This is a genomic window from Salinisphaera sp. T31B1 (genome assembly GCF_040361275.1).
In the GTDB taxonomy this organism is placed as follows: Bacteria; Pseudomonadota; Gammaproteobacteria; order Nevskiales; family Salinisphaeraceae; genus Salinisphaera.
Map to the genome: position 1 here is coordinate 408,364 of NZ_APNH01000002.1, position 25,386 is coordinate 433,749.

General features: G+C 63.1%; 26 protein-coding genes and 2 tRNA genes. 12 read left to right on the forward strand and 16 right to left on the reverse strand.

Annotated features, from left to right (window positions below; translation table 11 throughout):
- Nucleotides 1–13: 13 nt before the first annotated feature.
- The 5 genes from T31B1_RS08745 to T31B1_RS08765 all read right to left on the reverse strand — a co-directional run bounded on the left by T31B1_RS08745 (nucleotide 14) and on the right by T31B1_RS08765 (nucleotide 3,846).
- Nucleotides 14–1,153, reverse strand: coding sequence for a 5-(carboxyamino)imidazole ribonucleotide synthase (locus T31B1_RS08745; protein ID WP_353249101.1), 1,140 nt, complete (start codon nucleotides 1,151–1,153; stop codon nucleotides 14–16).
- Complete coding sequence (purE, locus tag T31B1_RS08750; RefSeq protein WP_353249102.1) at nucleotides 1,150–1,641, reverse strand: 5-(carboxyamino)imidazole ribonucleotide mutase; 492 nt, start codon at nucleotides 1,639–1,641, stop codon at nucleotides 1,150–1,152. The genes T31B1_RS08745 and purE overlap by 4 nt, the downstream gene beginning before the upstream one ends.
- Before the next feature lie 260 nt (nucleotides 1,642–1,901).
- The gene (locus T31B1_RS08755) at nucleotides 1,902–2,519 is read right to left on the reverse strand and encodes a TPM domain-containing protein (RefSeq protein ID WP_353249103.1); all 618 of its coding nucleotides are present in this window, start codon (nucleotides 2,517–2,519) and stop codon (nucleotides 1,902–1,904) included.
- Between the two features lie 29 nt (nucleotides 2,520–2,548).
- Nucleotides 2,549–3,301 (reverse strand): TPM domain-containing protein, encoded by a 753-nt coding sequence (locus T31B1_RS08760; protein WP_353249104.1) that lies wholly within the window; start codon nucleotides 3,299–3,301, stop codon nucleotides 2,549–2,551.
- Nucleotides 3,301–3,846: a LemA family protein gene (locus tag T31B1_RS08765; RefSeq protein WP_502950963.1), complete on the reverse strand. Its 546-nt coding sequence runs from the start codon at nucleotides 3,844–3,846 to the stop codon at nucleotides 3,301–3,303. The genes T31B1_RS08760 and T31B1_RS08765 overlap by 1 nt, the downstream gene beginning before the upstream one ends.
- A 348-nt stretch (nucleotides 3,847–4,194) precedes the next feature.
- On the opposite strand from T31B1_RS08765, the gene T31B1_RS08770 reads away from it, so the two are divergent.
- Nucleotides 4,195–4,653 (forward strand): SRPBCC family protein, encoded by a 459-nt coding sequence (locus tag T31B1_RS08770; protein WP_353249106.1) that lies wholly within the window; start codon nucleotides 4,195–4,197, stop codon nucleotides 4,651–4,653.
- Nucleotides 4,654–4,740: 87 nt separating this feature from the next.
- Here T31B1_RS08770 and T31B1_RS08775 read toward each other — a convergent pair whose 3' ends face one another.
- From T31B1_RS08775 to T31B1_RS08790, 4 genes are all read right to left on the reverse strand, one after another.
- Nucleotides 4,741–5,412 (reverse strand): hypothetical protein, encoded by a 672-nt coding sequence (locus T31B1_RS08775; protein WP_353249107.1) that lies wholly within the window; start codon nucleotides 5,410–5,412, stop codon nucleotides 4,741–4,743.
- A gap of 142 nt (nucleotides 5,413–5,554) precedes the next feature.
- Nucleotides 5,555–5,875 (reverse strand): hypothetical protein, encoded by a 321-nt coding sequence (locus tag T31B1_RS08780; protein ID WP_353249108.1) that lies wholly within the window; start codon nucleotides 5,873–5,875, stop codon nucleotides 5,555–5,557.
- 210 nt (nucleotides 5,876–6,085) lie between these two features.
- Nucleotides 6,086–7,105 carry a class I fructose-bisphosphate aldolase gene (locus T31B1_RS08785; RefSeq protein ID WP_353249109.1) on the reverse strand — a complete coding sequence of 340 codons (1,020 nt, stop codon included), beginning with the start codon at nucleotides 7,103–7,105 and terminating at the stop codon, nucleotides 6,086–6,088.
- An 81-nt stretch (nucleotides 7,106–7,186) separates the two neighbouring features.
- A tRNA-Ser gene (locus tag T31B1_RS08790) sits at nucleotides 7,187–7,276 on the reverse strand.
- A gap of 231 nt (nucleotides 7,277–7,507) precedes the next feature.
- Here T31B1_RS08790 and T31B1_RS08795 point away from each other — a divergent pair.
- The 9 genes from T31B1_RS08795 to T31B1_RS08835 all read left to right on the forward strand — a co-directional run bounded on the left by T31B1_RS08795 (nucleotide 7,508) and on the right by T31B1_RS08835 (nucleotide 17,661).
- Nucleotides 7,508–9,262 (forward strand): amidase, encoded by a 1,755-nt coding sequence (locus tag T31B1_RS08795; RefSeq protein ID WP_353249110.1) that lies wholly within the window; start codon nucleotides 7,508–7,510, stop codon nucleotides 9,260–9,262.
- Nucleotides 9,263–9,434: 172 nt separating this feature from the next.
- A tRNA-Thr gene (locus T31B1_RS08800) sits at nucleotides 9,435–9,510 on the forward strand.
- Nucleotides 9,511–10,182: 672 nt separating this feature from the next.
- Nucleotides 10,183–10,443, forward strand: a complete 261-nt coding sequence (locus tag T31B1_RS08805; protein ID WP_353249111.1) for a hypothetical protein — start codon at nucleotides 10,183–10,185, stop codon at nucleotides 10,441–10,443.
- Between the two features lie 423 nt (nucleotides 10,444–10,866).
- Nucleotides 10,867–11,412, forward strand: coding sequence for a GspH/FimT family pseudopilin (locus T31B1_RS08810; RefSeq protein WP_353249112.1), 546 nt, complete (start codon nucleotides 10,867–10,869; stop codon nucleotides 11,410–11,412).
- Nucleotides 11,409–11,906, forward strand: coding sequence for a type IV pilus modification protein PilV (gene pilV / locus T31B1_RS08815; RefSeq protein WP_353249113.1), 498 nt, complete (start codon nucleotides 11,409–11,411; stop codon nucleotides 11,904–11,906). Before T31B1_RS08810 ends, pilV begins: the two co-directional genes overlap by 4 nt.
- Nucleotides 11,903–12,697: a PilW family protein gene (locus T31B1_RS08820; RefSeq protein WP_353249114.1), complete on the forward strand. Its 795-nt coding sequence runs from the start codon at nucleotides 11,903–11,905 to the stop codon at nucleotides 12,695–12,697. Before pilV ends, T31B1_RS08820 begins: the two co-directional genes overlap by 4 nt.
- A gap of 17 nt (nucleotides 12,698–12,714) precedes the next feature.
- Nucleotides 12,715–13,302: a pilus assembly PilX family protein gene (locus tag T31B1_RS08825; RefSeq protein WP_353249115.1), complete on the forward strand. Its 588-nt coding sequence runs from the start codon at nucleotides 12,715–12,717 to the stop codon at nucleotides 13,300–13,302.
- A 68-nt stretch (nucleotides 13,303–13,370) separates the two neighbouring features.
- Nucleotides 13,371–17,237, forward strand: a complete 3,867-nt coding sequence (locus tag T31B1_RS08830; RefSeq protein WP_353249116.1) for a pilus assembly protein — start codon at nucleotides 13,371–13,373, stop codon at nucleotides 17,235–17,237.
- Between the two features lies 1 nt (nucleotide 17,238).
- Nucleotides 17,239–17,661: a type IV pilin protein gene (locus tag T31B1_RS08835; protein WP_353249117.1), complete on the forward strand. Its 423-nt coding sequence runs from the start codon at nucleotides 17,239–17,241 to the stop codon at nucleotides 17,659–17,661.
- A 62-nt stretch (nucleotides 17,662–17,723) separates the two neighbouring features.
- Here T31B1_RS08835 and lspA read toward each other — a convergent pair whose 3' ends face one another.
- Genes lspA through murJ form a run of 3 tightly spaced genes read right to left on the reverse strand, consistent with a single transcriptional unit; the run spans nucleotide 17,724 to nucleotide 20,754 of the window.
- Complete coding sequence (lspA, locus tag T31B1_RS08840) at nucleotides 17,724–18,254, reverse strand: signal peptidase II (protein WP_353249118.1); 531 nt, start codon at nucleotides 18,252–18,254, stop codon at nucleotides 17,724–17,726.
- Nucleotides 18,251–19,189 (reverse strand): bifunctional riboflavin kinase/FAD synthetase, encoded by a 939-nt coding sequence (locus T31B1_RS08845; RefSeq protein ID WP_353249119.1) that lies wholly within the window; start codon nucleotides 19,187–19,189, stop codon nucleotides 18,251–18,253. The genes lspA and T31B1_RS08845 overlap by 4 nt, the downstream gene beginning before the upstream one ends.
- 2 nt (nucleotides 19,190–19,191) lie before the next feature.
- Nucleotides 19,192–20,754 carry a murein biosynthesis integral membrane protein MurJ gene (gene murJ / locus T31B1_RS08850; protein WP_353249120.1) on the reverse strand — a complete coding sequence of 521 codons (1,563 nt, stop codon included), beginning with the start codon at nucleotides 20,752–20,754 and terminating at the stop codon, nucleotides 19,192–19,194.
- A 192-nt stretch (nucleotides 20,755–20,946) separates the two neighbouring features.
- On the opposite strand from murJ, the gene rpsT reads away from it, so the two are divergent.
- Nucleotides 20,947–21,219, forward strand: a complete 273-nt coding sequence (gene rpsT, locus T31B1_RS08855) for a 30S ribosomal protein S20 (protein ID WP_353249606.1) — start codon at nucleotides 20,947–20,949, stop codon at nucleotides 21,217–21,219.
- An 84-nt stretch (nucleotides 21,220–21,303) separates the two neighbouring features.
- Here the strand turns inward: rpsT and proB are convergent, their stop codons facing one another.
- The 4 genes from proB to rplU form a co-directional block, all read right to left on the reverse strand.
- A complete protein-coding gene (gene proB / locus T31B1_RS08860) occupies nucleotides 21,304–22,443 on the reverse strand; it encodes a glutamate 5-kinase (RefSeq protein WP_353249121.1) in 1,140 nt (379 codons plus the stop codon).
- A complete protein-coding gene (gene cgtA, locus T31B1_RS08865; RefSeq protein ID WP_502950947.1) occupies nucleotides 22,427–23,509 on the reverse strand; it encodes an Obg family GTPase CgtA in 1,083 nt (360 codons plus the stop codon). The genes proB and cgtA overlap by 17 nt, the downstream gene beginning before the upstream one ends.
- Before the next feature lie 116 nt (nucleotides 23,510–23,625).
- Nucleotides 23,626–23,886: a 50S ribosomal protein L27 gene (rpmA, locus tag T31B1_RS08870; RefSeq protein ID WP_353249122.1), complete on the reverse strand. Its 261-nt coding sequence runs from the start codon at nucleotides 23,884–23,886 to the stop codon at nucleotides 23,626–23,628.
- Nucleotides 23,887–23,937: 51 nt separating this feature from the next.
- Complete coding sequence (gene rplU / locus T31B1_RS08875; RefSeq protein WP_353249123.1) at nucleotides 23,938–24,252, reverse strand: 50S ribosomal protein L21; 315 nt, start codon at nucleotides 24,250–24,252, stop codon at nucleotides 23,938–23,940.
- A 164-nt stretch (nucleotides 24,253–24,416) separates the two neighbouring features.
- Here rplU and T31B1_RS08880 point away from each other — a divergent pair, with 164 nt between their 5' ends.
- Complete coding sequence (locus T31B1_RS08880; protein ID WP_353249124.1) at nucleotides 24,417–25,385, forward strand: polyprenyl synthetase family protein; 969 nt, start codon at nucleotides 24,417–24,419, stop codon at nucleotides 25,383–25,385.
- Nucleotide 25,386: the final 1 nt, after the last annotated feature.

Sequence of the window (25,386 nt, forward strand, 5' to 3'; positions counted from 1 at the left end):
GAGCGGCCGCCTGTCATCGACGCAACAGCGCGTCGCGTGCGGCGATCGCACGGCGCGCGGCCTGTTCGCCGTCGTCGTCGAACGCCACCATATGCCCCATCTTGCGCCCGGGACGGGCCTCGGACTTGCCGTAGAGGTGCAGCTTGAGTGCCGGGTCGGCGAGTGCCGCCCGCCAGTCCGGCATCCCCTGCTCCCAAAGGTCGCCCAGCAGATTGACCATCGCCGACGGGCGGAGGCGCTGCGTATCGCCCAGCGGCAGCGCACAGACCGCACGCAGCTGCTGCTCGAACTGGCTCGTGATACAGGCATCGAAGCTGAAGTGGCCCGAATTATGCGGCCGCGGTGCGAGTTCGTTGATCAACAGCGACCCATCGCGGCACAAAAAGAACTCGACACACAAGACCCCCACGACATCGAGCGCATCGAGGACGCCATGTGCAATCTCGACCGCACGTTCGACAATCGCCGGATCAAGGTCCGGATCGGGAATCGACACATCCAGAATATGGTCGGCATGACGATTCTCGGTCACACCGAAGTGTGCGAATGCCCCGTCACAGCCGCGTGCGGCCACGACCGAGATCTCGCGCTCGAAGTCGATGAAGCCTTCCAGCACGGCTTCTCCTGCACCGATGCTCTGCCAAGCTTGATCGATCTCGGCGCTATTGCGAATGACCGCCTGGCCCTTGCCGTCGTAGCCGAAACCCGCGGTCTTGAGCACACAGGGCGTACCCAGCCGTTCGACGGCGGCGCCGAGCGCCGCCCGATCGGGGACGTGCTCGAACGGCGCGGTGGGAAAGCCGGCGTCGGCGAGGAAATCCTTCTCGCGCTGGCGGTGCTGGGCGATATGCAGCACTCGGCCGTCGGGGCGCACCGGGACGTATTCGGCCGCGGCGAGCGCCGCTTCGTGAGGCACGTTTTCGAACTCGAAGGTGACCACGTCCACACGGCTGGCAAATTCGGCGACCGCGGCGAGGTCGCTGTAATCGCCGACGGCTTCGCGGTCGGCGACCTGGCCCATGGGCGTATCGTCACCCGGAGAGAAGGTGTGAACCCGATAACCCATGCGCCGTGCGGCTATGGCGAACATGCGCCCGAGCTGGCCGCTACCTAGCACACCGACGGTCGCACCCGGAAGGATCGGCCGGCTCATGGCAGCGTATCCGCGCGGACCTTGTCCGCCTGACGCGTACGGAACTGCTCCAGCGCATCGCGCAGCGCGGGCCGGCTGTTGGCGAGCATGGCAATCGCGAACAGGGCCGCATTCTTGGCCCCGGCCTGACCGATGGCGAAGGTGGCGGTCGGCACGCCACCGGGCATCTGCACGATGGATAGCAGCGAATCCAGCCCCTTGAGCGCGCGGCTCTCCACCGGCACGCCCAGCACCGGAACCGTCGTCTGCGCGGCGACCATGCCGGGTAGATGGGCTGCGCCACCGGCGCCGGCGATGATCGCCTCCAGGCCGCGTCCGGCCGCCGAATGAGCATAGTCGCGCATGACGTCCGGTGTGCGATGCGCCGAAACGACGCGACATTCGTGGATCACGCCGAATTCTTCGAGCATCTCATGGGCATGCGCCATCGTGTCCCAATCGGACTTGCTGCCCATGATCACGCCGACCAACGGCTTGTCGTCACTCATCTCGCCCCCTGCAGCCATCGCAGAAAAGCCGATTATTCTAGCAAGTTCGTCTGGCCGGCGAACCCGTGTTCGGTCTCGACGCCTTTCAGTACATGCCAAAGCCGCTCGCCGAAGGCGTTCGGACGAGTCTCGCCGCGCGCGATTTACGGCCTTCCGGCCTGCACTTGCTAGAGGCCGCAATGCCCGCGAATGCCGGGAGTGATACGCACCGATCTTCGAGCGGCCCGGCCGCCCCACAGCGCTAGAGCGCGCACGAGATATCAGTCGAGCACCACCAGCCGATTCGGTAATTCATTGCGTTCGTGCGTCGCAGGCACAGCCTCGCGTAGACGCGCGCCGCAGGCATCGACACATTCGATGAACCCATCGAGCGTCTGACCGGCGCGTACACGCTCGGTAAAACGTTCGACGATCGACTGCCAGACGTCGTTGCCCACGCGTTCGGAAATACCGCGATCTACCAGGATCTCGACATAGCGTTCGGCCTCGCTGACGAAGATCAGCATGCCGGTGGCATCCGCTGTGTGATGCAGATTCTGCTCCAGGAACTGCCGTCGGGCGAGATTGGCGGCACGCCAGTGCCGAACCGAGCGCGGCACCAGGCGTGTAGTCACCGTCGGTAGCCGGCAGATCAATGCCAGCACCACGAACAGCACGCACTGAACCTGGAACAACAGGTGCGCGCTCAGATCGGTGATCACGAAGAGCGCCGCCCCGGGTACGACCAGTGCCACCAGGCCGGCCCAGAGCAACGGAATATACCGATAATCGTCGGCTTGTTCGGCCAGCACAGTCACAAGTTCGGCGTCGGTATCACGTTCGACCCGCACGATGGCTTCGGCCACCCGAGCGCGCTGTTGTTCATTGAGCATCGTCATGTATCTGACCTGGTTGGTCGAGGAAACGGCTACCAGCCGCCCGAAGCGCCGCCGCCACCGAAACTGCCGCCGCCGCCGGAAAAGCCGCCGCCGCCGAAGCCGCCGCTACTGCCGCCCATGCCGCCGCCCATCAATATGGGTGCGCCGAGAAAGCCGCGTCGGCGGCGTCCCCGGCCGCCACCGCCGCCACCCCCACCGGACACCAGGATGATGACAACCATGAGCACGAAAAATCCGATTGAAGGCAACAGCGAAGGGCCGTCATGCGCGCGCCTTCGCCGATCCGGCTCCGCCATCGGGTTGCCGCCCAGCACGCGCACTATGGCGGCGGTGCCCTCGACGATGCCCTTGGCATAATCACCCTGCTGGAAGGCCGGACGAATGATGTCGTTGATGATCACCGATGACTGGGCATCGGTCAGCCGGCCTTCAACGCCATAGCCGGCCTCGATACGCACCCGCCGCTCGGCCTTGGCCACGATCAGCAGGGCGCCGTTGTCCTTCTCAGCCTGACCGATACCCCAGTGGCGGCCGAGCTGGTAGCCATAGTCAGATATGGTCTCGCCGCCCAAGTCCGGCAGGGTCACCACGACGACCTGTTCGCCGGTCGCCTGTTCATGGGCTGCCAGCATATCCGTGATCCGCGCCTCGTCCGCGGCACCGAGCATGCCGGCGTTATCGACCACGCGGCCGGTCAGGGGCGGGAATTCGGGCGCGGCAACGGCGGTGGTGCATACCCAGACCAGCAGTGCCACCAGCCCGGCCCAGCGCAAAGATCGCATCAGAATTTGACCTGCGGCGCCTGCTCGGCGTTATCGGCCGTCGCTTCGAAGTTGGCATGGGGCTGCATGTCGCTATACATCAACGAATGCCAGATGCGACCCGGGAACGTACGTAATTCGGTGTTGTAGCGCTGAACCGCCTGGATGAAGTCCCGACGCGCCACGGCGATACGGTTCTCCGTACCCTCGAGTTGTGACTGCAGGGCAAGGAAATTCTGGTTGGACTTCAGATCCGGATAGCGTTCGGACACGGCCATCAGCCGGCTCAGCGCGCCCGACAACTCACCTTGTGCCGCCTGGAACTGCTGGAGCTTCTGCGGGTCGTTGAGGATGCTTTCATCGACCTGGATCGATGTCGCCTTGGCCCGCGCTTCGGTTACTGCCGTCAGCGTTTCCCGTTCCTGGTTGGCATAGCCCTTCACGGTCTCCACCAGATTGGGTACGAGATCGGCACGCCGCTGGTACTGGTTCTCGACCTGTGCCCAGGCGGCCTTGACCTGCTCGTCGTAGGTCGGAATGTTGTTGATGCCACAGCCAGACAGCATCAGCACCAGATAGATTGCCAGAAAGGCGCAGACAAACCGCGCGGGCCTCGACGGCCGGGACACGAACATGAGCGTTACTCCGCGACAAGACGGTGATCAAACCGACACTTTACGGCAAACGAGGCGCCCCGACAGCGTGCCGCCCACTTGGTGGACGTGACGTGCGCGGTATACATTGGCCAAACCGTCTGGCCGTTGGCCGGGCGTTTATCGCCATAACAAGATAACGAGGAGTACCGCATGAATATTCGCGCATCGCGCAGGGTCGGCCGGGCCACGTTCGCTTTGAGTGTCGTTGTCGCCGCCAGCTGGGCCACTTCGGCCATTGCTGCCGACGATATGACAAAGATGGATTCTTCGAAGGCGGGGAGCATCACGGTTACCGAAACCCAGACCGTGGACGCCGCGCCCGATGAAGTCTGGAGCACCATTCGGGATTTCGATGCCATCAGTCTGTGGCATCCGGCCGTGGAAAGCAGCGACATCACCGAAGGCGAGAACAACAAGCCGGGCGCAAAGCGACACCTCACCCTCACCGACGGAGGGACAATCGACGAGCAACTGATCACCTGGGACGACCAGGGGATGCGCTACAGCTACAAGATTCTCGACGGCGTATTGCCGGTGGCCAACTATCGCTCAACGATCGCCGTCGAAGCTGAAGGCAACGAACAGTCGAAGGTGATCTGGAAAGGCCGGTTCGACCCGGCCGAGGGTCAGACCGCCGACAAGGCCCGCGAGGTCATGAAGACGGTCTATCGCGCCGGACTGGACAATATCAAGACCATGATGGACGGCAACGACTAGCCGGCCGAACGATGGAGCGGCGACCGCGCCGCTCCATCGCGCCCGCGGCGAACATCGGATGAACCGGTGTTCGCCGTCGCCGCCGGCTTACAGGCAATACTGAACGGGGCTACGCAATTCGCCGCTGTCGAACGGGCGGGCACGCGCCATGGCCATCCAGTGTCGGGTGTGAAGTTCGTACTCACGTCGCGGCGCATCGCGTGCAATGCGATAGCCGCCGCTCGTATCCCAGAAACCGACGCCGTAGGCGCTGGGTATCTCGTCGGGTTCGGCCACGCCCGGGCCGAGCACGAAAAATATCTGACCTGCGAGCTCGTGGTAGCGCTCGGTCTTGCCGGACCGCAGCTCGTGCAGCAGGTCCGAGCGTCGACACTTGATTTCGTGCACTTGCGCGGCCAGATGGTCCGGGCGCAGACCGCGCACAAGCGAATACACATCGGGCTTGCACACCCGCCAGCCGTTGTCGCCCTCGGTACGAACCGACAGCTCGGTGAATACAAGCCGTCCGGTGTCGGCCAGGTGCTCTGCCACCGCCCCGACCAGCCGTGCATGCGGCCGCCGTCGTGCGCGGCTGTCAGCCAGCCCGGCGCCAAGCGCATCGCGCCCCGCCGCAGTCAAGACGAACCGGCTCGCCCGACCGGCGTCCTCGATTTCGCGTACCAGACCGAGAGCGAGCAGATCGATATCCACGCTATCGTGATGCGCCCAGCCAAGGCTTGCCCAGTAATGGCGCAATCGCGCCGCGTGTCGCCGGTTCATGCCCGCTGAAAGATCGTGCGGTCGCGGTATGCTCGCACCATGGTTGCTCATACGCCTACCCTACGTACGGCCGGGCGGCGCTGGATTCGAACAAAAAATGCCCGGCTCGCGGCCGGGCAATGAACGGGCGAACCTGGGTCGCCTATTTCTTGGAATCCGAAGACTCCGACTCGTCCCCGGACATTTTGTCGGTTTCCTTGAGCTGCTCTTTCTGGGCTTTGGTCGCCGGCATCCCGCCGGCTTTTGCGCCCTGCTCTCCGGTCATCCCGCCGGCCTGGTCATCAGGCACTTCGCGCAGCTGTTCGGCCTGGGCCTTGGTCGCCGGCATTTCACTGCCTGTAGCCGACGCTTTGTCCTTGCCCATGCTGTTGTCGCTATCCGCGGCCAGCGCCGGGACCGATACGGCGGCCGCCATCAACAGGCCCGCGGTCAACGCGGGCATCCACAATCGGGTCGATTTCATTGGTTTCTCCTCATTTGCTAGAACACAGCGTGTGGTCAACCGCGACGGATCTGCTGTGCGCGGCCGCCGTTTCGCCGTCGTGTCTTGTGCACAACCAATATCGACCACTACATCGACGCGGTCAACCGCTCGCACGGCACAAAGCGGCCCAGACCCTTCACGAAAAAGGCCCGGCATAGCCGGGCCTTTTCATCCGATGCGAACCCGTGATCAGGCAGCACTTTCCATATCGGAACTGTACTCGCCGCGGGCAGCCGCGCCGTTGTTGCGCGCGCGCTTGAAATAGGCGCTCTGCGCCGCCTCCACATTCTCCGGCTTGCCCTGCCAGGCCGCCAGCGCGGGCGCCTGCAGCGCCCGACCATAGGAAAACGACAGCGCCCAAGGATGCGGACCGCGTTTGTTCATTGCATCCAGGTGGGCGGTGGCGAGCTCATCGCTCTGGCCGCCCGACAGGAACACGATGCCCGGCACTGCGGCCGGCACGCGACGCTTGAGACAACGAATAGTGGCTTCGGCGACCTGGTCGACGCCGGCCTGCTGCGGGCTGCTCTTGCCGGCGATGACCATGTTCGGCTTGAGGAGCATGCCTTCCAGCAACACGTTCTGGCGCTTGAGTTCGGTGAATACGGCATCGAGCACCCGATCGGTGACCGCTTCACAGCGCTCGATCGAGTTCGCGCCATCCATCAGTACTTCCGGCTCGACGATCGGCACGATGCCGGCTTCCTGACAGAGCGCCGCGTAGCGTGCCAGCGCGCCAGCATTGACGTGCACGCAGTAGTCGCTCGGGCGTTCGTCGGTGATATCGATCACCGCCCGCCATTTGGCGAATCGAGCACCCGCTTCGCGATATTCGTTCAAGCGATCACGAAGGCCGTCCAGTCCCTCGGTGATCTTTTCGTCCGGACTGCCAGCCAGCGGCTTGGCCCCCTTGTCGACCTTGATCCCGGGGATGACGCCCTTGTCGGCCAGCAGCTTCGAGAACGGCGTGCCGTCATCAGCTTTCTGGAACAGCGTTTCCTCGAACAGGATGACGCCGCTGATGTAATCCTCTGCGCCCTGCGTGGTGAACAGCAGATTGCGATAGGCCTGGCGGGTCTCCTCGGTCGATTCGACGCCGATGCCATCCAGGCGTTTCTTGATGGTGCCGGTCGATTCGTCTGCGGCGAGAATCCCCTTGCCGTCGGCGACGAGCGCCTTGGCGGTATCGATCAGTGCTTGTTCGTGCATGCGCGAGTCCTTCATGAGCCAATTTCGCGGGATTTTACCCGAAAATCCCGGTCGGCGAGAACCGCTCGATTACGCATGAAATGGCGGAGAGGGTGGGATTCGAACCCACGAGGGGCGTGAACCCCTGCCGGTTTTCAAGACCGGTGCATTCAACCGCTCTGCCACCTCTCCGTGCAACCGCTCGCAGGTCGCATGGCCACCACCTGGCACGACCGCGCCGCATTGTCCTCAACAAACGCCGCCCCGCGCAAGTCATGCCATGCCCGAACGAACGTCGCCAGCGGCCGTGGCATCGAAATTGCATTTCGCCAAGCGACGCGCCGAGCGGCTTCGCCTCGCGCGTCGTTGCCATTCGTCGCGTTCGCGACGCGCGCTTTTATCACTGATCCAATGGGGAACCGAATGAAAACCAGGTTATGGCTTGCGGCATTGCTGGCCGCGGGGCTTCTGAGTGGCTGCAACGACTCGAACGATTCGTCGGTCAGCGCCGGGGGCTCGCCGGATACGCCGGATACGCCGACCGATCCCGCAACGTTCTCGTTCGTGGAAGGCACCATCGCACAGGCTCATGCGGCCATGCGTGACGGCACTCTGACCTGCGAGGCGCTGGTGCAGGGTTATATCGACCGTATACAGGCCTACGACTCCCAAGGGCCCGAGCTACGTAGCGTGGTTCGCGTCAACCCGCTGGCTCTGCAGCGCGCACGCGAGCTGGATATTGCCTATCAACAAAGCGGGCCGAGCGGACCCTTGCATTGCGTGCCCGTGTTGCTCAAGGACAATTTCGACACCGCCGATATCACCACCAGCGCCGGCGGAATCGCACTCGCCTACAACCAGACACCGGACGATGCGTTTTCGGTGGCTGGCATCGTAGCGGCCGGCGGGCTGGTCCTCGGTAAGGCCAACCTCGACGAATTCGCGTTTGGGTTCCAGGGCAGCAGCTCGATCCGCGGCCAGGTCAAGAACGCCTATGATCCGACCAAGGGACCGGGCGGCTCGTCGTCGGGGACCGGCGCTGCCATCGCCGCCAGCTTTGCCATGGCCGGTACCGGCTCGGATACCGGCGGTTCAATCCGCGTGCCTTCGAGCCTTGAAGGTCTGGTCGGCATCCGCCCGAGCCTGCGCCTGGTCAGCCAGGACGGCATCGTGCCATTGGCGGCATCGCAGGATACCGGCGGCCCGATGTGCCGTACGGTCGAAGATTGCGCGCTCATGCTCGACGCCATGACCGGCTTCGATGCGTCACAGACCAGCAACCAGCGCCAGGCGTTCGCCTACGATGCGCCCCTTCTGGATTCTGCCGACGCCTACCAGACACTGACCAACCGGCCCGCCACCTATACGGACTTCCTCGACGCCGAGGGGCTGGACGGCGCCCATATCGCTGCCCTCATGCCGCTGTTCGGCGATGGCAGCGGCGAGAATGCCCAGGTTCAGAGCGTGCTCATGGCCGCGATCGATCGTATGCGCGATGCCGGTGCAACGGTGGATATTCTTACCGCCGAGGATCTGGCCGCACGCGATGTAGCACTGTCGGATCTCACCGATTTCGATAGCAACTCGCGCTACGAATTCCGCCAGGATCTGACGGCCTATCTGATGAGCTGGCCGTCGTCGGCCGACGGTCATCTACGCAGCTTCGATGCCGTGGCAGACAGCATGCTCTATGAACAGCGCAACCAGGGCACGTTCGACTTTTACGGGGCCATCGGTCGCGCGCTGGAAAACACCGACGACGACAGCGAAGAAGCCGTGGCCTACCGTGCCGCCTACCAGCGCAATCTCGAACAACGGCCAGGTATCGTTCGCGGCGGTCTGCTCCGGATCCTGGACAATCAAGACGATCAGGGCGCCGCCCTCGGCGCACCTTACGATGCGCTGCTCTACCCGTCGGTTCTGAGTCTTGCTCCCCAACTGGGCAGTTCGCCCAGCACAGGCAGCAACAACCGGCTCAGCCCGTTCTCCGGCTTTCCAGCGCTCTCGATGCCGGCCGGCATGGCCGACACGGATCCCGCCTTGCCGGTAGGCATGGAACTGCTCGGCCGCGAATTCGACGAGCCAACACTCATTCGCCTGGCCTACGGTTATCAGCAGGTCGCCCAGCCGCGCGCGGCACCGACCTATACTCCGGAACTGGCCGCGACCGAGGACTGATTCCGCAACAGCCTCGTTCAACACGGGCAGCCGAACGACCGGCTGCCCGTTCTGTTGGCTCGTGTCCCGAGACCACCACCCGACACGTACTCCGACTCGCCGCGAAAGCAACGGGCCAGGCCCGTTGTCCATCGCCGGCCAATTCTCTATAATCCGCGCCTTGCCGAATCGGGCCGGGGTAGCTCAGTCGGTAGAGCAACTGATTCGTAATTAGTAGGTCGGAGGTTCGATTCCTCTCCCCGGCACCATCGCTTCTCTCGTCTTCAGGGCCGAGGCGCGGCTTCTTGATCAGAGACGGGGCCAGCCTGCGCCGCCGCTATTGCCCATTTCGGGCGTTCCTGTTCGCAAGGACGGATCGCCGCACGGTCGGCCACCGCGGGCAGAAACCAAGCCATCCCCAGAAAAACGCGATTTAACCGAAGCAGTCCGGTATTTGATACGGGGTGTCATGGACTCCGATCACCATCGCGCAAAGATGGCGGCCTACTGATCGCCTGATTCGGCCATGGCCGGACGATTCATCGATCGTTCGATTGACGCCCCCTGCCCCGGACCGATCGTCGAACGTCACCTCCGAACCGGCGTTCCGGCCCGACGTTCGTTTGGCACAGAACGTGCCGCGTCGCGCAGACTAGGATTCGCAGGCGAAGCCCGTCATCGGGGAAAGCGCACACAACCGGCCCGAACAGCATGACCCGATGCGCGACATGTCAAGAAAAGACCGCCCCGACGAGCGCACGTCGCTCCGGCCGCCGCTGCCCAGACTGTGCCATGTGTTCGCTGGCCTGTCGGCCATCGCCTGACTGACGCACAGCGTCATTGAACAAAAGTCGGCTTGCCGGCATTTAGCTGTATCAGACATAAAGAGCCTGGAGCGCGAATAAATATTCTTACAACCAAAGCGCTGCGAGGGGGTGCTCATGGCCAAGCAGAACGATGCGGATGCGATTCCGCAAGGAACGGTTGTGTGTCTGGCAGACGGGCTAGCCGTGGTCGGAGACGGCCCGGATTCGGACGATCAATACCGTATCGTGCGCCTGTTCACGGACCATTCGGGGCCGGGGTTTGCCGACGAGGCGTGCCTGACGGAGATCGTCGGCCGTATTTCAGCATACGGATCCTTCGATTCCGACTTCGCGGCCGCCGTCACGAGCCCCGGGCGGTCCGCATCGGTGAAATAATACCTGCGGTACGAACGCGCCCTCGTATGAGCCGGACCCGGCGACGCTGATCGACCGACCACGAGTCGGCACCCTGCGCGGAGGGTGGCGAGGTCGCGCCACAGATCATCGGCCACAAGCTGATGGCGCGACAGACCCGCCTGCGAGACATTCGCCGTGCCGCGTGGTCAGGGTGGTTCACGAACCGCAACATGCCTGGCGTCCTTCGGTGGCGAGTCCGCAGGGAACGCGGACCCGGCCACGGCCGCTGATTGAGAACTGCGGCCATCGCGATCGCTGGTTGCAATCGGCCCACGCTCACTGACGCCGTCGTCTTCGAACGTGCACCACGGGTGACGCTCCACGTCACCATTCATCGGCGTGGCGCGCGCGTTGGTCGGCGCGTGAACGATCTCGGTCACGGCGGCAGCCGATACTGGGTGCATGGGGGAATCATCGTTCGAACACGATTGCGTCGGCGCGGCTGCCAGCCGAGGCTTCACGCTGCTTGAACTGCTCGTGGCACTGGCGGTTGCCGCGATCCTGCTCGGCATCGCCATCCCCTCGTATCGCAGCATGGTGCAACGCAATGCCATGGCCGCCAGCGTCAACGATCTCGTCGGCGCTCTGAATTATGCGCGAAGTCAGGCCGTCACCCGGGGGCGGGCGGTGTACGTGTGCCCGAGTGTCGACCAATCCAGCTGCAGCCCCAACAGCGGCTGGGGCGTGGGTTGGATTATCTATGCCCCGGATCCGGGCAGCGATACGCCGACCAGCGTCAATCGGGTCCGCGTACGCGGCGCGCTCGATGCCGATGTCCGGATATCGTTCAACGGCAACGGCAATCGCGTGATCTTCGATGCCAACGGCTTCGCGATCCTCAATGCGGGCACGTTCATCGCGACAGCAGCAACCAGCCCTCAATCCACGGCGGTCAAACTGGCTACCACCGGCCGCGTGGCGACCGAAACGACGGCGGCCGGATCATGACGACTACACGCCAATCCGGTTTCACACTGCTGGAAGCCCTTGTGACGATCGTGGTCATCTCGATCGGCATGCTCGGACTGCTGGGGCTGCAGACGTTCAGTCTCGTCAATACGCAGCTGTCGGCCGCTCGCAGCCAGGCGACCATCGCCGCCGACAATATCGCCGACCGAATGCGCGCCAACCCGGCCGGCGTGGATATCAACGCCTACGATCAGATCGACAACCCCTCCGCTGCGAGCGCGGCGCCCAGGAGTTGCCGCGCGGGCGCTTCGTGTACGCCCTCCGCGATGGCCGCTTACGACGCATGGGCATGGGACAAGTCGATAGCCGATCAATTGCCGGGCGGACGCGGCAAGCTCAGCTGCACTACGACCGACGGCAGCCGGTGTGTCAGGTATCGCGTTCAGATCACATGGAACGAACGTCAACGCAATACCGACACGACCGGCACGGGCAGCCAACCGATCACCTTTGAAACCATGGTGCGACCGTGAGTCCGTATCCAACGACCCGACACCGGCATTCGGGCTTCAGCCTGGTCGAACTGATGGTGGCCATGGTCATCGCCCTGATCCTGCTGGCCGGCATCCTGCAGATACTGCTCGGCAATCGCGAGAGTTTTCGCTATCAGCAGAATATGGCGAGCCTGCAGGAAAACAGTCGGCTGGCCAGCTTCATCATCGAAAACGTGATCGCCCATGCCGGTTTTCGCGCGGATCTTGGAGCCGAGCCGTTCCGGCGCGGCACCTCCAACGGCACACACAAGGCGGACTATGTCGATCGCGCGGTGGTCGCGGGCGTCGATGGAGGCGGCGGCAAGAGCGATGTGCTGCGGCTGCGTTTCGAAGCCGCAGGTGGCGTTCACGATTGTCAGGGCCGCGAGATCGGGGAGGCCGGGAGCAGCCCTCTGATCGAGTCGGCCGATATGGAGCTGTATGTCAACGATCAGGACACGCTGCTCTGTGCCGACTATAGCGGCAAGGGCTCCAAGATCTCCCAGCCGATCATCGAGCAGGTCCAGCGATTCAACGTGGTCTACGGGGTCGACACCTCCGGCGACGGATCCGCAGACACATATGTGGACGCACCGACGGCCGCCAATGGCGCCGGTGTGGTCAGCCTGCGGATACAGCTGCTGCTGCGTAGCGAAGCCAACGTGCTGCCGAGTCCGGTAACGCGAACCTATCCGTTTGCCGACGGTAGCTCGTTCACGACATCCAGCACCGACCGCCACGCCTACCAGTTCATCGACCAGATGGTCGCACTTCGAAATCGACTACCATGAACCGAATTCCGCCTCGCATGCCTTGCCACGCTCCGCGCGGTTTCGTGCTGATCACCAGCCTCATCTTTCTTGTGGTGATCACGTTGCTGGCGGTATCGGCGCTCAACTCGTCGACCTTGCAGGAGCGCATGAGCTCCAACCTGCGAGAAAAATCACGCGCCCGCCAGGCTGCCGACGCCGGGCTCCGACACGCCGAACGACGTCTTGGTTCGGCGACGTTCGCCAGCCTACCCTCCTTCTATGATTGCAACCCGGGCGGCACCACCACCGGTTCGAACACGCAGACGCCTATCCGTGTCTGTCGCGAGAGCAGCATGCTCAAGCTAGACGGCTCGTCGGGCGGCGCCTACAAGACGTTCCTGGACGACGCGGTATGGAACAACCCGGCGGTGGCGGTCGATAGCGATAGCGACGACGACGTGGGTGACCAAAAGGTGGAGTTCTTCGTCGAAGCCATGCAATACCAGTTCCATGGCGCGGATCTGGACCCTGATCGGGCCGCGGTCGGCGATGGCGGCGTGTACTACCGGATCACCGCCCGAGCGCACGGCCAGAACCCGAACGCGACCGCCGTGACCCAAAGCATCTACGAGAAAAACTACTGATGGCGAGGATAGCGGGATCACGCCGCGGGGCCTGGATACGACGTTGCCTGTACGCCGTGGCATGCGTCATGGCTGGCACGGGCATCGTCGCCCCCGTCATGGCAAAGGACCTGAATCTGTCCAATCGCCCATTGTTTTCTGGCGGCAACGTCAAGCCGAACATCATGGTCGCACTCGACAACTCGGGCTCGATGGATTTCGAAACGTTGTTCCCGACCGACAGCGGGCTGCTCTATTGGAACGACTCGACCCGCTCGGCCTGGCAGAGCGGCACCTATGTGCAGAGCAGTCCGGTCGGCTATGCCTATCTGTTTCCCAACGGCTACAACGGCTGCAACGCGGACGGCAGCGGCTGCAGTGCACGCGACCGACGTATCTATTCGAACTACTCGGCCGTTCCGCCGATCCCGAGTCTGGGATTCGCGCGATCGCCGGAATTCAACGTGGCCTATTTCAATCCGGCCGTGTCGTACGATCCGTGGGTCGGCTACGCCGATGCCAACGCCACGTCGGCTTATTACGACCCCAAGGTGCGTTCGGCAACACTGAACCTGACCGTCGCCAGACAGTCGACGGCCGATGGTGAATTGTTCGATTTCCGTAGCGGCATGGTGATACCGGCCGGGGTGAGCTACTACCAGACGATCACCACCGGGTCACAGACAACGATGTCGAACGTCTGTGTCCGATCGGCGAGCGATTTCTACTCCGCAGGTCTTTTCGAAGCGCTGTTCGGTTATTGCAGCCGCAGCGGCTACACCTTCTATCGTTCGGCGACGGTCAATGGTGGCAACACAACAGCTACGGGTTTCTATCCGTCTACCACCGACAAGACTACGGGCAACGAAAGCATCCCGGTCAGCTATTATCCGGCCACGTTTTATTTGCTTCGATCGACGACGCTGCCCAGTAATTTCGGATGGAGTAACAGCGCAGCGAGGATTCTCGGCAAGGGATCCAACGGCGAGGACCTGTACGGCTACGAGATCAAGCCCGAGAATTTTTCGAGCACGGCCGCCTACAACGCCGCCATGCAGAATTTTGCCAACTGGTTTTCCTATTACCGCAAGCGTCACCTGGCCGTGCGAGGCGGGATCACGGGCGCTTTCAGCGAGATCAACGGTGCCCGTGTCGGTAGCTGCACAATCAACAACCCCGCCACGCTCACGATGCGCGATCTGGATTCGACCACCGACCGGCAGGCGTTCTACGATCAGATATTCTCGACGGACTTCGCAGCCGCCCGCGGTACACCCAATCGCAAGGCCCTGAAGTTCCTCGGCGAACAGCTCGAGAACAACGCGAACATCATCACATCATCGTGCCAGCAAAACTTCGCGCTCCTGTTCACAGACGGTTACAACACCGACTCGGTCAACGGCGTCGGCAACGCCGATCAGAGCAGTAATGCGCGCAAGACCTTCGGTGCACCGTTCGGCGATAACTACTCGAACACGATCGCCGATGTGGCGATGAAATACTACGAGAATCTCGGCTCGGTCCCCAACGAAAGACAGCGCGGAATCGAACGTCACCGTGTACCTACGCCGCTGGGCTGTGACGATAACCCGCCCGACCCCTGGCTCGACTGCGAGGACGACCTGCACATGGTCACCTTCGGCGTCACCCTCGGGCAACGCGGACTGATCTTCGGTAATACGGCCCAGTACCCAAGCCAGAACGCCGACCCATACCGCAACCCGCCGGACTGGTCCAAGCTGAACCTGAACGACAACAGCTACGGTCTGAGCGAGATCGACGACCTCTGGCATGCCACGATCAACAGCCGCGGCACGCTACTCAACGCGAACACCCCGGCCGAAATCGCCAGCTCGTTCGCCACCGCCCTGGAAGAGATCATCAACGCCGCGGGCTCCGAGGCCGCCGTATCATCCAATACGCGAAGCCTGAGCACGAATTCGGTCATATATCAGTCCAGCTTCACCGGCGGCGCTTGGGAAGGCGACCTCAAGGCCTACGCATTGAACGGCGCGTCGATCGGCGATACGCCGATCTGGTCGGCGGCCAACCGCCTGGTCGATACGAGCAAAACCAACGCCACGATCGCCAACAACCGCCGTATTGTCATTTCCCTGGCCCAAGGCACCGCGGCGAACCCGAATTATCGGGGTTATGCCTTTCGTCCGACGGCTCTCCAAACGGTGCTGGGCGGCCTGACGTCGCTTCTGGGCGATCCGCTGACCGCCAACCAGATCAACTACCTCAGAGGCGACCGCAGTCTCGAGCAATCCCGTTCCCCGATCGGTTCGTTCCGCAACCGCGGCACGACCGTCCTCGGTGATATCGTCCATTCGGCGCCGGTATACGTGGGCGCACCCGACCGTCTGCGTTATCCCATCAACTGGCAGGATCTCCGATTGGGTGCGAACGCCCCCGTTTCACCGGAAGCTGCCGCAGGGCCCTACAGCGCGGCGGGCAACAGTCGCGCGTTCGCCCAGGCCAATGCGAGCCGCAAACCCATGGTGTATGTCGGCGCCAACGACGGCATGTTGCACGGTTTCGCGGCCAGTGACGGCAGCGAGCAATTCGCCTTCATCCCCGGCGGCGTGACCGCCAATCTGTCGCAGCTGACCCGTACCGACTATCAGCATCAATACTATGTCGACGGTACCCCGGCTACCGGCGATGTCGCCTACAACGGCGCATGGCATACCGTGCTCGTCGGCGGCCTGGGCAACGGCGGCCGAACGCTCTATGCGCTCGATATCACCAACCCATCCGCGTTTTCCAGCGTCGAGTCCAATCCGTCCAGTCTATTCATGTGGGAGTTCTCGCATCCACGTTTGGGCAAGACGTTCGGACAGCCGTCTATCGTACGGCTGCATAGCGGTCAGTGGGCAGCCATGGCCGGCAACGGCTATAACAGCAATGGAGAGAGCGCGTCGCTGTTTCTGATCGATATCCAGAGCGGCAATCTCATCACCAACGGTCCCATCGAAACCGGAGCCACACCGCCTAACGGGGGCAGCAGCAACGGGTTGAGCGAACCCTTTCCTGTCGACGTCGATGGTGATTTCATCGTCGATTATGCCTACGCCGGCGATCTGTACGGCAACGTCTGGCGCTTCGATCTGACCGCCAAGACACCGGCGAACTGGCGCGCAACCAAGCTGTTCACCGCGCGCGATCGCAATGGCAACCCGCAACCGATCACCACCCAGCCCCAGGTCGGCCTTCATTCGTTCGGCAACAACTATGGCGTGATGGTATATGTGGGCACGGGCAAATATATCGAAAACAGCGATGCGACCCTGAACACGGGCCTGCGCAATAGCGTCTATGGCGTATGGGATGTCGGCACCTTCAACTTCGCCCCGGGCGACGGCTGGGTACCGACGAGAACCGCCAATCTCAGCCGCTCGGATCTGGTCGTCCAGGATGTCCTGGCGCAAACCGTGGACAGCAACGGCGAAACCTATCGAGTGGTGACGGACAACCCGGTGGTTTATCAGCAGAGCAACGCCAGCAACGATCCGGGCAAGCGCGGCTGGGTTCTCGATCTGCCGGCAGGTACGGGCGAGCTGATCGTCAGCAATCCGGCACTTGAAGGCCAGACCGTGAGTTTCAGCACGACCATCCCGGACGTACAAGCTTGTACCACGGAGGGCTCGGGTTATTTCATGAAGGTTAAAGCCCGTACCGGCGGCCGTACCGACTTCGCCAGCTTCGATCTCAACGGCGATCGCCAATACACGACGCCGACGGATACCGTGACCGTCAACGGTCAGAAAGTCGTGGTGTCGGGCGTCGCGATCAAGGGCGGCGCCCCCGGAGCGGCGTTGCATCTGAACGATACGTCCCAAATCGGGGATCGGGTCGTGGTGGGCGCCTCGGACGCCTCACGACGCGTGATCAACATATTTTCAGGCGCCCAGGCCGACGGACGCCGCAGCTGGCGGGAGATTCGACGCTGACATGAAACAACGACACAGAACACGGGGTTTCACGCTCATCGAACTGATGATTACCGTGGCGATCATCGGCATTCTGGCCGCTATCGCCTACCCCAACTATGTGAAATACGTGCGCAAATCCAAGCGCGCCGATGCCCAGAGCCTGCTGATGCAGGGCGCCAATCGGCAGGAGCAGTTCTTCTCCACGAATTACAAGTACACGCCCACCCTCGGCACTGGCGGCCTCGGATTGCCGAACAAGACCGAGAACGGCGCGTACGTACTGTCCGTGGCAAACGCGAAGTCGGACACGTTCACCATTACCGCCACCGCACAGGGTGACCAGCAGAACGACGCCTGCAAGACGCTATCCATCAATCAGCTCGGGCAGAAGAGCGCCAACGGCACGGCGGCTACCAGCCAGATCAGTCGCGATTGCTGGTAGTACGATCCGTAGCTCTGGCCGCGGGCCGGAATGATCTGCCGGCGTTCGGCCCGGGCCCGGCGTCAATCCGGTCGGTCGGCCGCCCGGCGGCGCGGCCAGACCATGTCGATCCCGAGTAGAATCGCACCCAGCACGATTGCGCTGTCGGCCACATTGAAGGCCGGGTAGTGCCAGCCGGCGATATGGAAATCGACGAAATCGATCACGAATCCGCGCGTGGCGCGGTCGATGGCGTTGCCGAGCGCCCCGCCCAGAATCAGCGCCAGCGATGCGGCGACCAACCGCTCGCCGTGCGGGTGACGACGCATCCAGACCAGGATCCCGACGGAAACAACGACGCTCAGGCCGACGAAGAACCACGGGGTGGCCCCGGCGAATATGCTGAACGCCGCGCCGGTATTGTGCATTCGCGACAGGTTCAGCCAGTCGAACAGTCTTATCCGGTCGAACAGTTCGAGGTTGTTCACGACCAGCTGCTTGGTCAGCTGATCCACACCGATCACGAGCACGGATAGCCACAACCAGTGGACATTCTGCAGCTGGAAGCCGCGCTCGTGGGCTATGCCCTTGTCGGTATCGGAAGATGGCGTCATGGGTTGTCGTGCTCTGTCAGACAGCGGCGCACCTGCTCGACGTCACGGTGCATCTGCCGGGTGAGCGAGTCCAGCGATTCGAACCGCTCCTCGCCGCGTATGAACTCTACGAAGGATACGTCAATACGACGACCGTATAAATCGCCGTCGAAATCGAGCAGGAACACTTCCAGCAGCGGCTCGCGCCCGTTGACCGTCGGCCGCACGCCGAAACTGGCCGCGCCGCCATATTGCCTGCCCTGGCCCAGGTCGACTCGTACGGCATAGACGCCGTAGCGCGGTGCCGGGCGGCGCGCAAGACGCAGATTGGCCGTCGGGAAACCGAGGGTGCGGCCGAGTTGCTCGCCTTTGACGACGCGCCCACTGACCCAGTAATCATGCCCGAGCAGGCGTGCGGCACGGCGGACCGCCCCCTCCGCCAGTGCCTGGCGCACGCGCGTTGAACTGACTCGGGCGCCATCGACACACACTTCGGGCAACGGCGCGATTTCGATATCGCGATCGGCAGCGAAGCGAGCGAGCGTATCCAGATCACCGGCTCGCGCCTTGCCAAAGCGGAAATCCTCGCCGACCAGAATATAGCGCGCGCCCAGTCGACGCCCGATCAGCTCTTCGAGAAACCGCTCGGGCGAGAGCGCCGCAAACGCCGAATCAAAGCGTGCACAGACGAATAAATCGATGCCTAGATCACGTGCGGATTGCATCTTCTCGCGCAGCGACGACAGCCGCGCGGGCGCACCCTGCGCATCGAAGAACTCGCGCGGCATGGGCTCGAAGCTCATCATCGCGCACGGTACGTCCATGGCCCCCGCACGTGATTTGAGCTGCGCTACGATCGCACGGTGACCGCGATGCAGGCCATCGAAGTTGCCGATCGTCAACGCGCACCCGCCGGCCAGCGGCGTCATCCGTCGAACCGAGCGTACAACCCGCACGGTCAGCCTTCACCGACCGCGGTGAAATCCGCCGGGCGTACGCCCAGCAACGCCAGACAGGCGAAATAGATGCCGACGCCGGCGGCCAGCCAGACCAGGAGCCACTGCACACGCTCGAATGCCGTACGGGCGACCCATGTCTCGAGATCCGCGGCACCGAAGCCGAGCACGACGCCCATGGCCAGACACGACAGACCGACCTGGATCAGCAAACGGCGCCATACCGCGCCCGGCTGGTAGACGCCGTCGCGTCGCAGCCCGCGATACAGCAGGCCCGCGTTAATGAATGCACCGATCGAGGTTGCCAGCGCCAGACCGGCGTGCGGCGCCGGCCAGTCCATCAGAATGAACGCGCCGACGAACACGAGATTCAGAATCATGGCGCTGATCATCGAAATCACGCCGCAGCGCACCGGGGTGCGCGAATCCTCGCGCGCGAAGAAACCGGTAACGAGTACTTTGACGAATGAAAAACCCATGAATCCCAAGGCATAAGCCATCAACGCATACTGACTCATCAGCGCGTCGTGACCGGTGAACGAACGATAGTTGAACAGCGTGGTCACCAGCGGCCCGGCCAACACGAACAGGCCCACCATCGCCGGCAGCCCGACAAGCGCGAGCAGGCGTAGCGCCCAGTCCAGCGTATCCGAAAATTCGGCGGCCGACTTGCTGGCGTGTCGTGCCGACAGACTTGGCAGGATAACGGTGGCGATCGCGATCGAAAACACGCCCAGCGGAAACTCCATCAGCCGATCGGCGTAGTACAGCCAGCTGACGCTGCCCGATGCCAGAAACGAGGCGATGATCGTGTCCAGCAACAATGTCAGCTGCGCGATCGACGAGCCAAACAGGATCGGCAGCATCAGACGCAGGATCCGCCGGACCTGCGGGTTGCGCCAGCCCCATCGCGGCCGGGGCATTCGATCCAGGCGGATCAGAAACGGGACCTGAAAGGCCAGCTGGACCACGCCGGCCAACAGAACCCCGATGGCCAGCGCGATCTCGGGCCGGGCGAACAGGGGCGACAGAAAGGCCGCCGCGCCGATCATGCATATATTAAGGAATACCGGCGTGAACGCGGGCACGCCGAACTGGCCATAGGTATTGAGGATGCCGCCGGCGAATGCCGTCAACGAAATGAACAGCAAATAAGGAAACGTCAGACGAAGCAGGTCGACTGCGAGGTCGAACTGCGCCGGCTGGCTGGCGAATCCGGGTGCGAACAGATAGATGAACAGCGGCGCCGCGAGAATACCGACCAGCGTGACCCCGATCAGAATCACGCCCAGCGTGCCGGCGACCACATCGACGAGCTCTTGGACCTCCTGGCCGCTGTCTCGGCTTTTGGTGGCCGACAGCACCGGCACGAACGACTGGGCAAATGCGCCTTCGGCAAACAGGCGGCGCATGAAGTTGGGTATCTTGAAGGCCACCAGAAAGGCGTCCATACCGGCCCCGGCACCGAACATGACCGCCAGTACCACGTCGCGCAGAAACCCGAGCACGCGCGAGGCCAGCGTCATCACACCTACCGTGCTCGTCGATCTTGCAAGGGATGCCATCGGGCCTGTCGTTAACAGTTAAACGCGGCGCACTATAGCGGCATTTGCGTACCCCGCGAAACAACCCCGGCCGCAGATCAACCGGGCTGGAACCGGCGGTGCCCGACCTCGTCGAGGTTGACAATGGGCGCCCGAATCACAATAATCGCGCGCTCGAACGCTTTCTCAAACCGATTTCTTCAGGAGCTGTCTGTGGCGAATTCTGCCCAAGCCCGCAAACGTGCCCTTCAGGCCGTTACCCGTCGTGAGCGCAACGTTGCCCAGCGCTCGCTGGTGCGCACCCATATCAAGAAGGTGCAGAAGGCAATTGCGAGCGGCGATGCCAACGAGGCGCAGGCAGTCTTCAAGGCCGCCGTGCCGATCATTGATCGCATGGCCGGCAAGGGCCAGATCCACCGTAACAAGGCTGCCCGTCATAAATCGCGCCTGAACGCGCAGATCAAGGCGATGGCGAATCAGGCCTGACCCGCGATCGGCCGACACGATCGGCGCGACGAAAAAAGCCCGCGATATGCGGGCTTTTTCATGTCCGGAGCCCGGGCTCTCCGCTCAGTCTTCGCGGGTGACCACCAGGTTGTCGCGGTGAATGAACTCGGCCTCGCCACCATAGCCCAACAGCGCATTGATGCGCTCACTGGCCTGGCCACAGAGCAAACGAGCCTCGCGCGCATCGTAATTGGCCAGCCCCTGGGCGATTTCGCGCCCGTCCGGATCAATACAGGCCACGAGATCACCGCGGCGAAACTCGCCCTCGATCTCGGTCATGCCGATCGGCAACAGACTGCGCCCGGCTTCACGTAGAACGCGAGCAGCGCCTGCATCGATTCGCACCGAGCCTCGCAGCCGGCGTTGACCGGCGATCCAGTTCTTGCGTGCGGCGCGACGGGCCCCGCTGGCGGGCAACAGCAGCGTACCCACTTCGTCGCCACTCGTGACCCGGGCCAGCACGTCCGGCGCCAGCCCATCGGCAATGACCGTGAACGCGCCGGAATCCGCGGCCTGCCGCGCCGCCAGGATCTTGGTACGCATCCCGCCCCGCCCGAGCGCGCCACCGGTGCTGGCAGCCGAGACCAGCAGGTTCCGATCATGGGCTGCGCATTGAGATATGAGGCGGGCATCGGGCTGCACGCGAGGGTCGGCATCATATACGCCGGCCTGATCGGTCAGGATGATCAACCCGTGTGCGTCCAGCAGATTCACTGTTAACGCTGCCATCGTATCGTTGTCGCCGACGCGAATCTCGTCCGTGGCGATCGCGTCGTTCTCGTTGACGATGGGTATCACGCCCAGTTCCAGCAGGCGGAGCAGCGTACTGCGCGCGTTGAGGTAGCGTCCTCGATGCGCCACGTCGTCGTGCGTCAGCAGAACCTGCGCCGTACGCAAGCCGTAGGCGTGGAAACAACGGCTATACGCTTCCACCAACCCTGCTTGCCCGACCGATGCGGCCGCCTGGACTTCGCTCAGTGCCGAGGGCCGCGTGAGCCAACCAAGCCGGGCCAGACCTTCTGCGACCGCGCCCGAGGACACCAGAACGACCTCGCATCCGCGCTGGTGCAGCGTCGCGATCTGGCCGGCCCAGCCGCGCAGCCGTTCCACGTCCAGGCCACGGCCGTCAGCGGTCAGCAGTGCACTGCCGATCTTGACGACCCAGCGCCGGGCCGTCGGAAGCTGTTCACGAGTCGAGATCATCGTCGAAATCGGCGGCGTCGTCTGCTGCGGTCGTCGAATCCTCGGCCAACGCTCGCTCGGCCTCGGCGTCCAGATGGTCCATGGCATCGCCCAGCAGCCGATTGAGGCTGTCCGGGCGAATCGCGGAGATCGCATAGACCGGCCCTTCCCAAGCCAGTTCCTTGACGATGCGCGCGGTCAGCTGCTCGATCTCCTCCGCGTCTACCCATTCGGTTTTGTTGAGCACGATCCAGCGTGGCCGCGCCGCCAGCTCCGGACTGAACTGTTCCAGCTCGGTCTCGATGGTGTGTATCTGTGCTATGACGTCGCGATTTTCCGGATCCATCAGATCCACGAGATGAAACAGCAATCGCGTACGCTGAATATGACGTAGAAACCGGTGCCCCAGCCCGATCCCTTCGGCTGCCCCTTCGATCAGCCCGGGCAGATCAACCAGCGTAAAGCTGCGCAGCGGGCCCACGCTGACCACGCCGACCTGCGGCGTGAGCGTGGTAAACGGGTAGTCGGCTATTCGGGGCCGGGCCCCGGACACCGCGGCCAGCAGCGTCGACTTGCCTGCGTTGGGCAGCCCCACCAGCCCGACGTCGGCCAAGAGCTTGAGCTCCAGGCGCAGTTCACGAATCTCGCCCGGGGTGCCATCGGTGGTCTTGCGCGGCGCCCGATTGGTGCTGGATTTGAAACGCGCATTGCCCAGACCATGGAAGCCGCCCTGCGCGACACACAGGGTCTGACCGTTACGCGTGAGGTCGCCGATCAGCTCACCGGTCTCGCGCGAATAGCAAAGCGTACCGATAGGCACCGGCAGATAGCGGTCCTGCCCTTTCGAGCCTGTACGGTTCTTGCCAGCGCCGTTGGTCCCGCGCTCGGCCTTGAATACCCGATTGACCCGGTAGTCGTACAGCGTGTTGAGATTGTGATCGGCCAGCAGATAAACGCTGCCGCCATCCCCTCCATCTCCGCCGTCCGGTCCGCCGTGTGGCACGTATTTCTCGCGCCGGAAACTCAGGCAGCCGTGGCCGCCGTCGCCGGCTTCCACACGCAGATTGGCTTCATCGACGAATTTCATGACGCTTGTCGCGCTCCCGCTGTCCGGCCGACCTCTCGGTGCCGGCCTGTCGCATCATACAGACACAAAAAAGCCCCGCTCCAGGCGAGGCTTCCTGCGACCATGGGGCCAGTCGCTCAGTCGGCCGGTACGATCGATACGTACTTGCGATTGCGCGGACCCTTCACGCCGAAGTTGACCACGCCGTCGGCGTTGGCGTACAGCGTATAGTCGCGGCCCGTACCCACGCCGGTGCCGGCATGGAAAGTGTTGCCACGCTGGCGCACGATGATGTTGCCGGCCTTGACCTGCTGGCCGCCGAACTTCTTCACGCCAAGACGTTTGGATTCGGAATCGCGACCGTTGCGAGTACTGCCGCCTGCTTTCTTATGTGCCATGTGATCTGTCCTCTAGCCTGTTCTGTATCTACCGCGAATACCGAAAACGCTTCAGGCGCCCGGAATCGAGGTGATCTTGAGCTGGGTGTAGTGCTGACGATGACCGTGAGTGCGCCGATACTTCTTGCGGCGCTTGAACTTGATCACTTCGATCTTGTCGGCGCGGGCGTGCTTGACGATCTCGGCTGATACCGCCTTGCCGTCGAGCAGCGGCGTGCCGATCTGGGCGTTGTCGCCGTCGGAGATCAGCAGCACGTCGGCAATATCGATCGTGTCGCCGGCCTCGCCGTCCAGTTTCTCTACGCGCAGAATATCGCCCTCTGCTACTCTGTATTGCTTACCGCCGGTGCGAATTACCGCGTGCATGACCACTCCACGTCGCGTGAACACAAGGGCTTTCGCCCCGATTGAAGACCGCGAATGATACGGTCTAAGCCGGCCGGGGTCAACGCACCATTGCTCACGGCACGATCCTTGACAGGAAACTGGTGCGCGCCTAAGTTTGCCGCTGTTTTCCCGAGCCTCAACCCATGGATATCCAGCCGCTATTCAAGCCGGTCGACGATGACATGCGCGCCGTCGATGCGCTGATACGCGAGCGGCTGAACTCCGACGTGGTGCTGATCAACACACTTGGCGAGTACATTATCGCCAGTGGCGGAAAGCGCCTGCGCCCGGCCTTGGTGTTGCTGGCTGCGCGGGCCAGCGGTTACGAAGGCGAGCAGCATCATCTGCTGGCAGCCATCATCGAGTTCATTCATACCGCGACGTTGTTGCATGACGATGTCGTTGATGAGTCCACCCTGCGGCGTGGCCAGCAGACGGCCAACACCGTCTGGGGCAACGATGCGAGTGTTCTCACCGGAGACTTTCTGTATTCGCGCGCGTTCCAGATGATGGTGGAGCTGGAATCGTTCGACGTCATGCAGGTGCTGGCCGATGCCACCAACCGCATCGCCGAAGGCGAGGTCATGCAGCTGATGTACAGCCACAATCCGGACCTCGCCGAAGCAGACTATCTGGAAGTCGTCGACCGCAAGACCGCGAGCCTGTTTTCAGCCGGCTGCCGCCTGGCGGCGCAGTTGGCCGGATGCAACGCCGAGCGTCAGCAGGCCATGGCTGATTACGGCCGCCATCTGGGTATTGCGTTTCAGGTCATCGACGATTCGCTGGATTACGGGCGCGGCGACGACGGTTACGGCAAGAACCTCGGCGACGATCTTGCCGAGGGCAAGGCGACGCTGCCGCTGATCTGCGCGCTGTCGCGGCTGTCGGCGGACGAGGCCGCGCCGATTCGCACGGCAGTTCGCGATGGCGATCTCGACGCGCTGGATTCGATCATGAAAGCGATTGAATCCACACAAGCAATGGCATACACTTGCCGCCGCGCCGAGGAGGAATCGCATAAAGCGATTGCCTGTCTCGACGTTTTCGACGATTCGCAGGCCAAGGCCGCGCTCGTCTCGCTGGCTCAGTTTTCTGTCCAGCGCCGCCACTAGT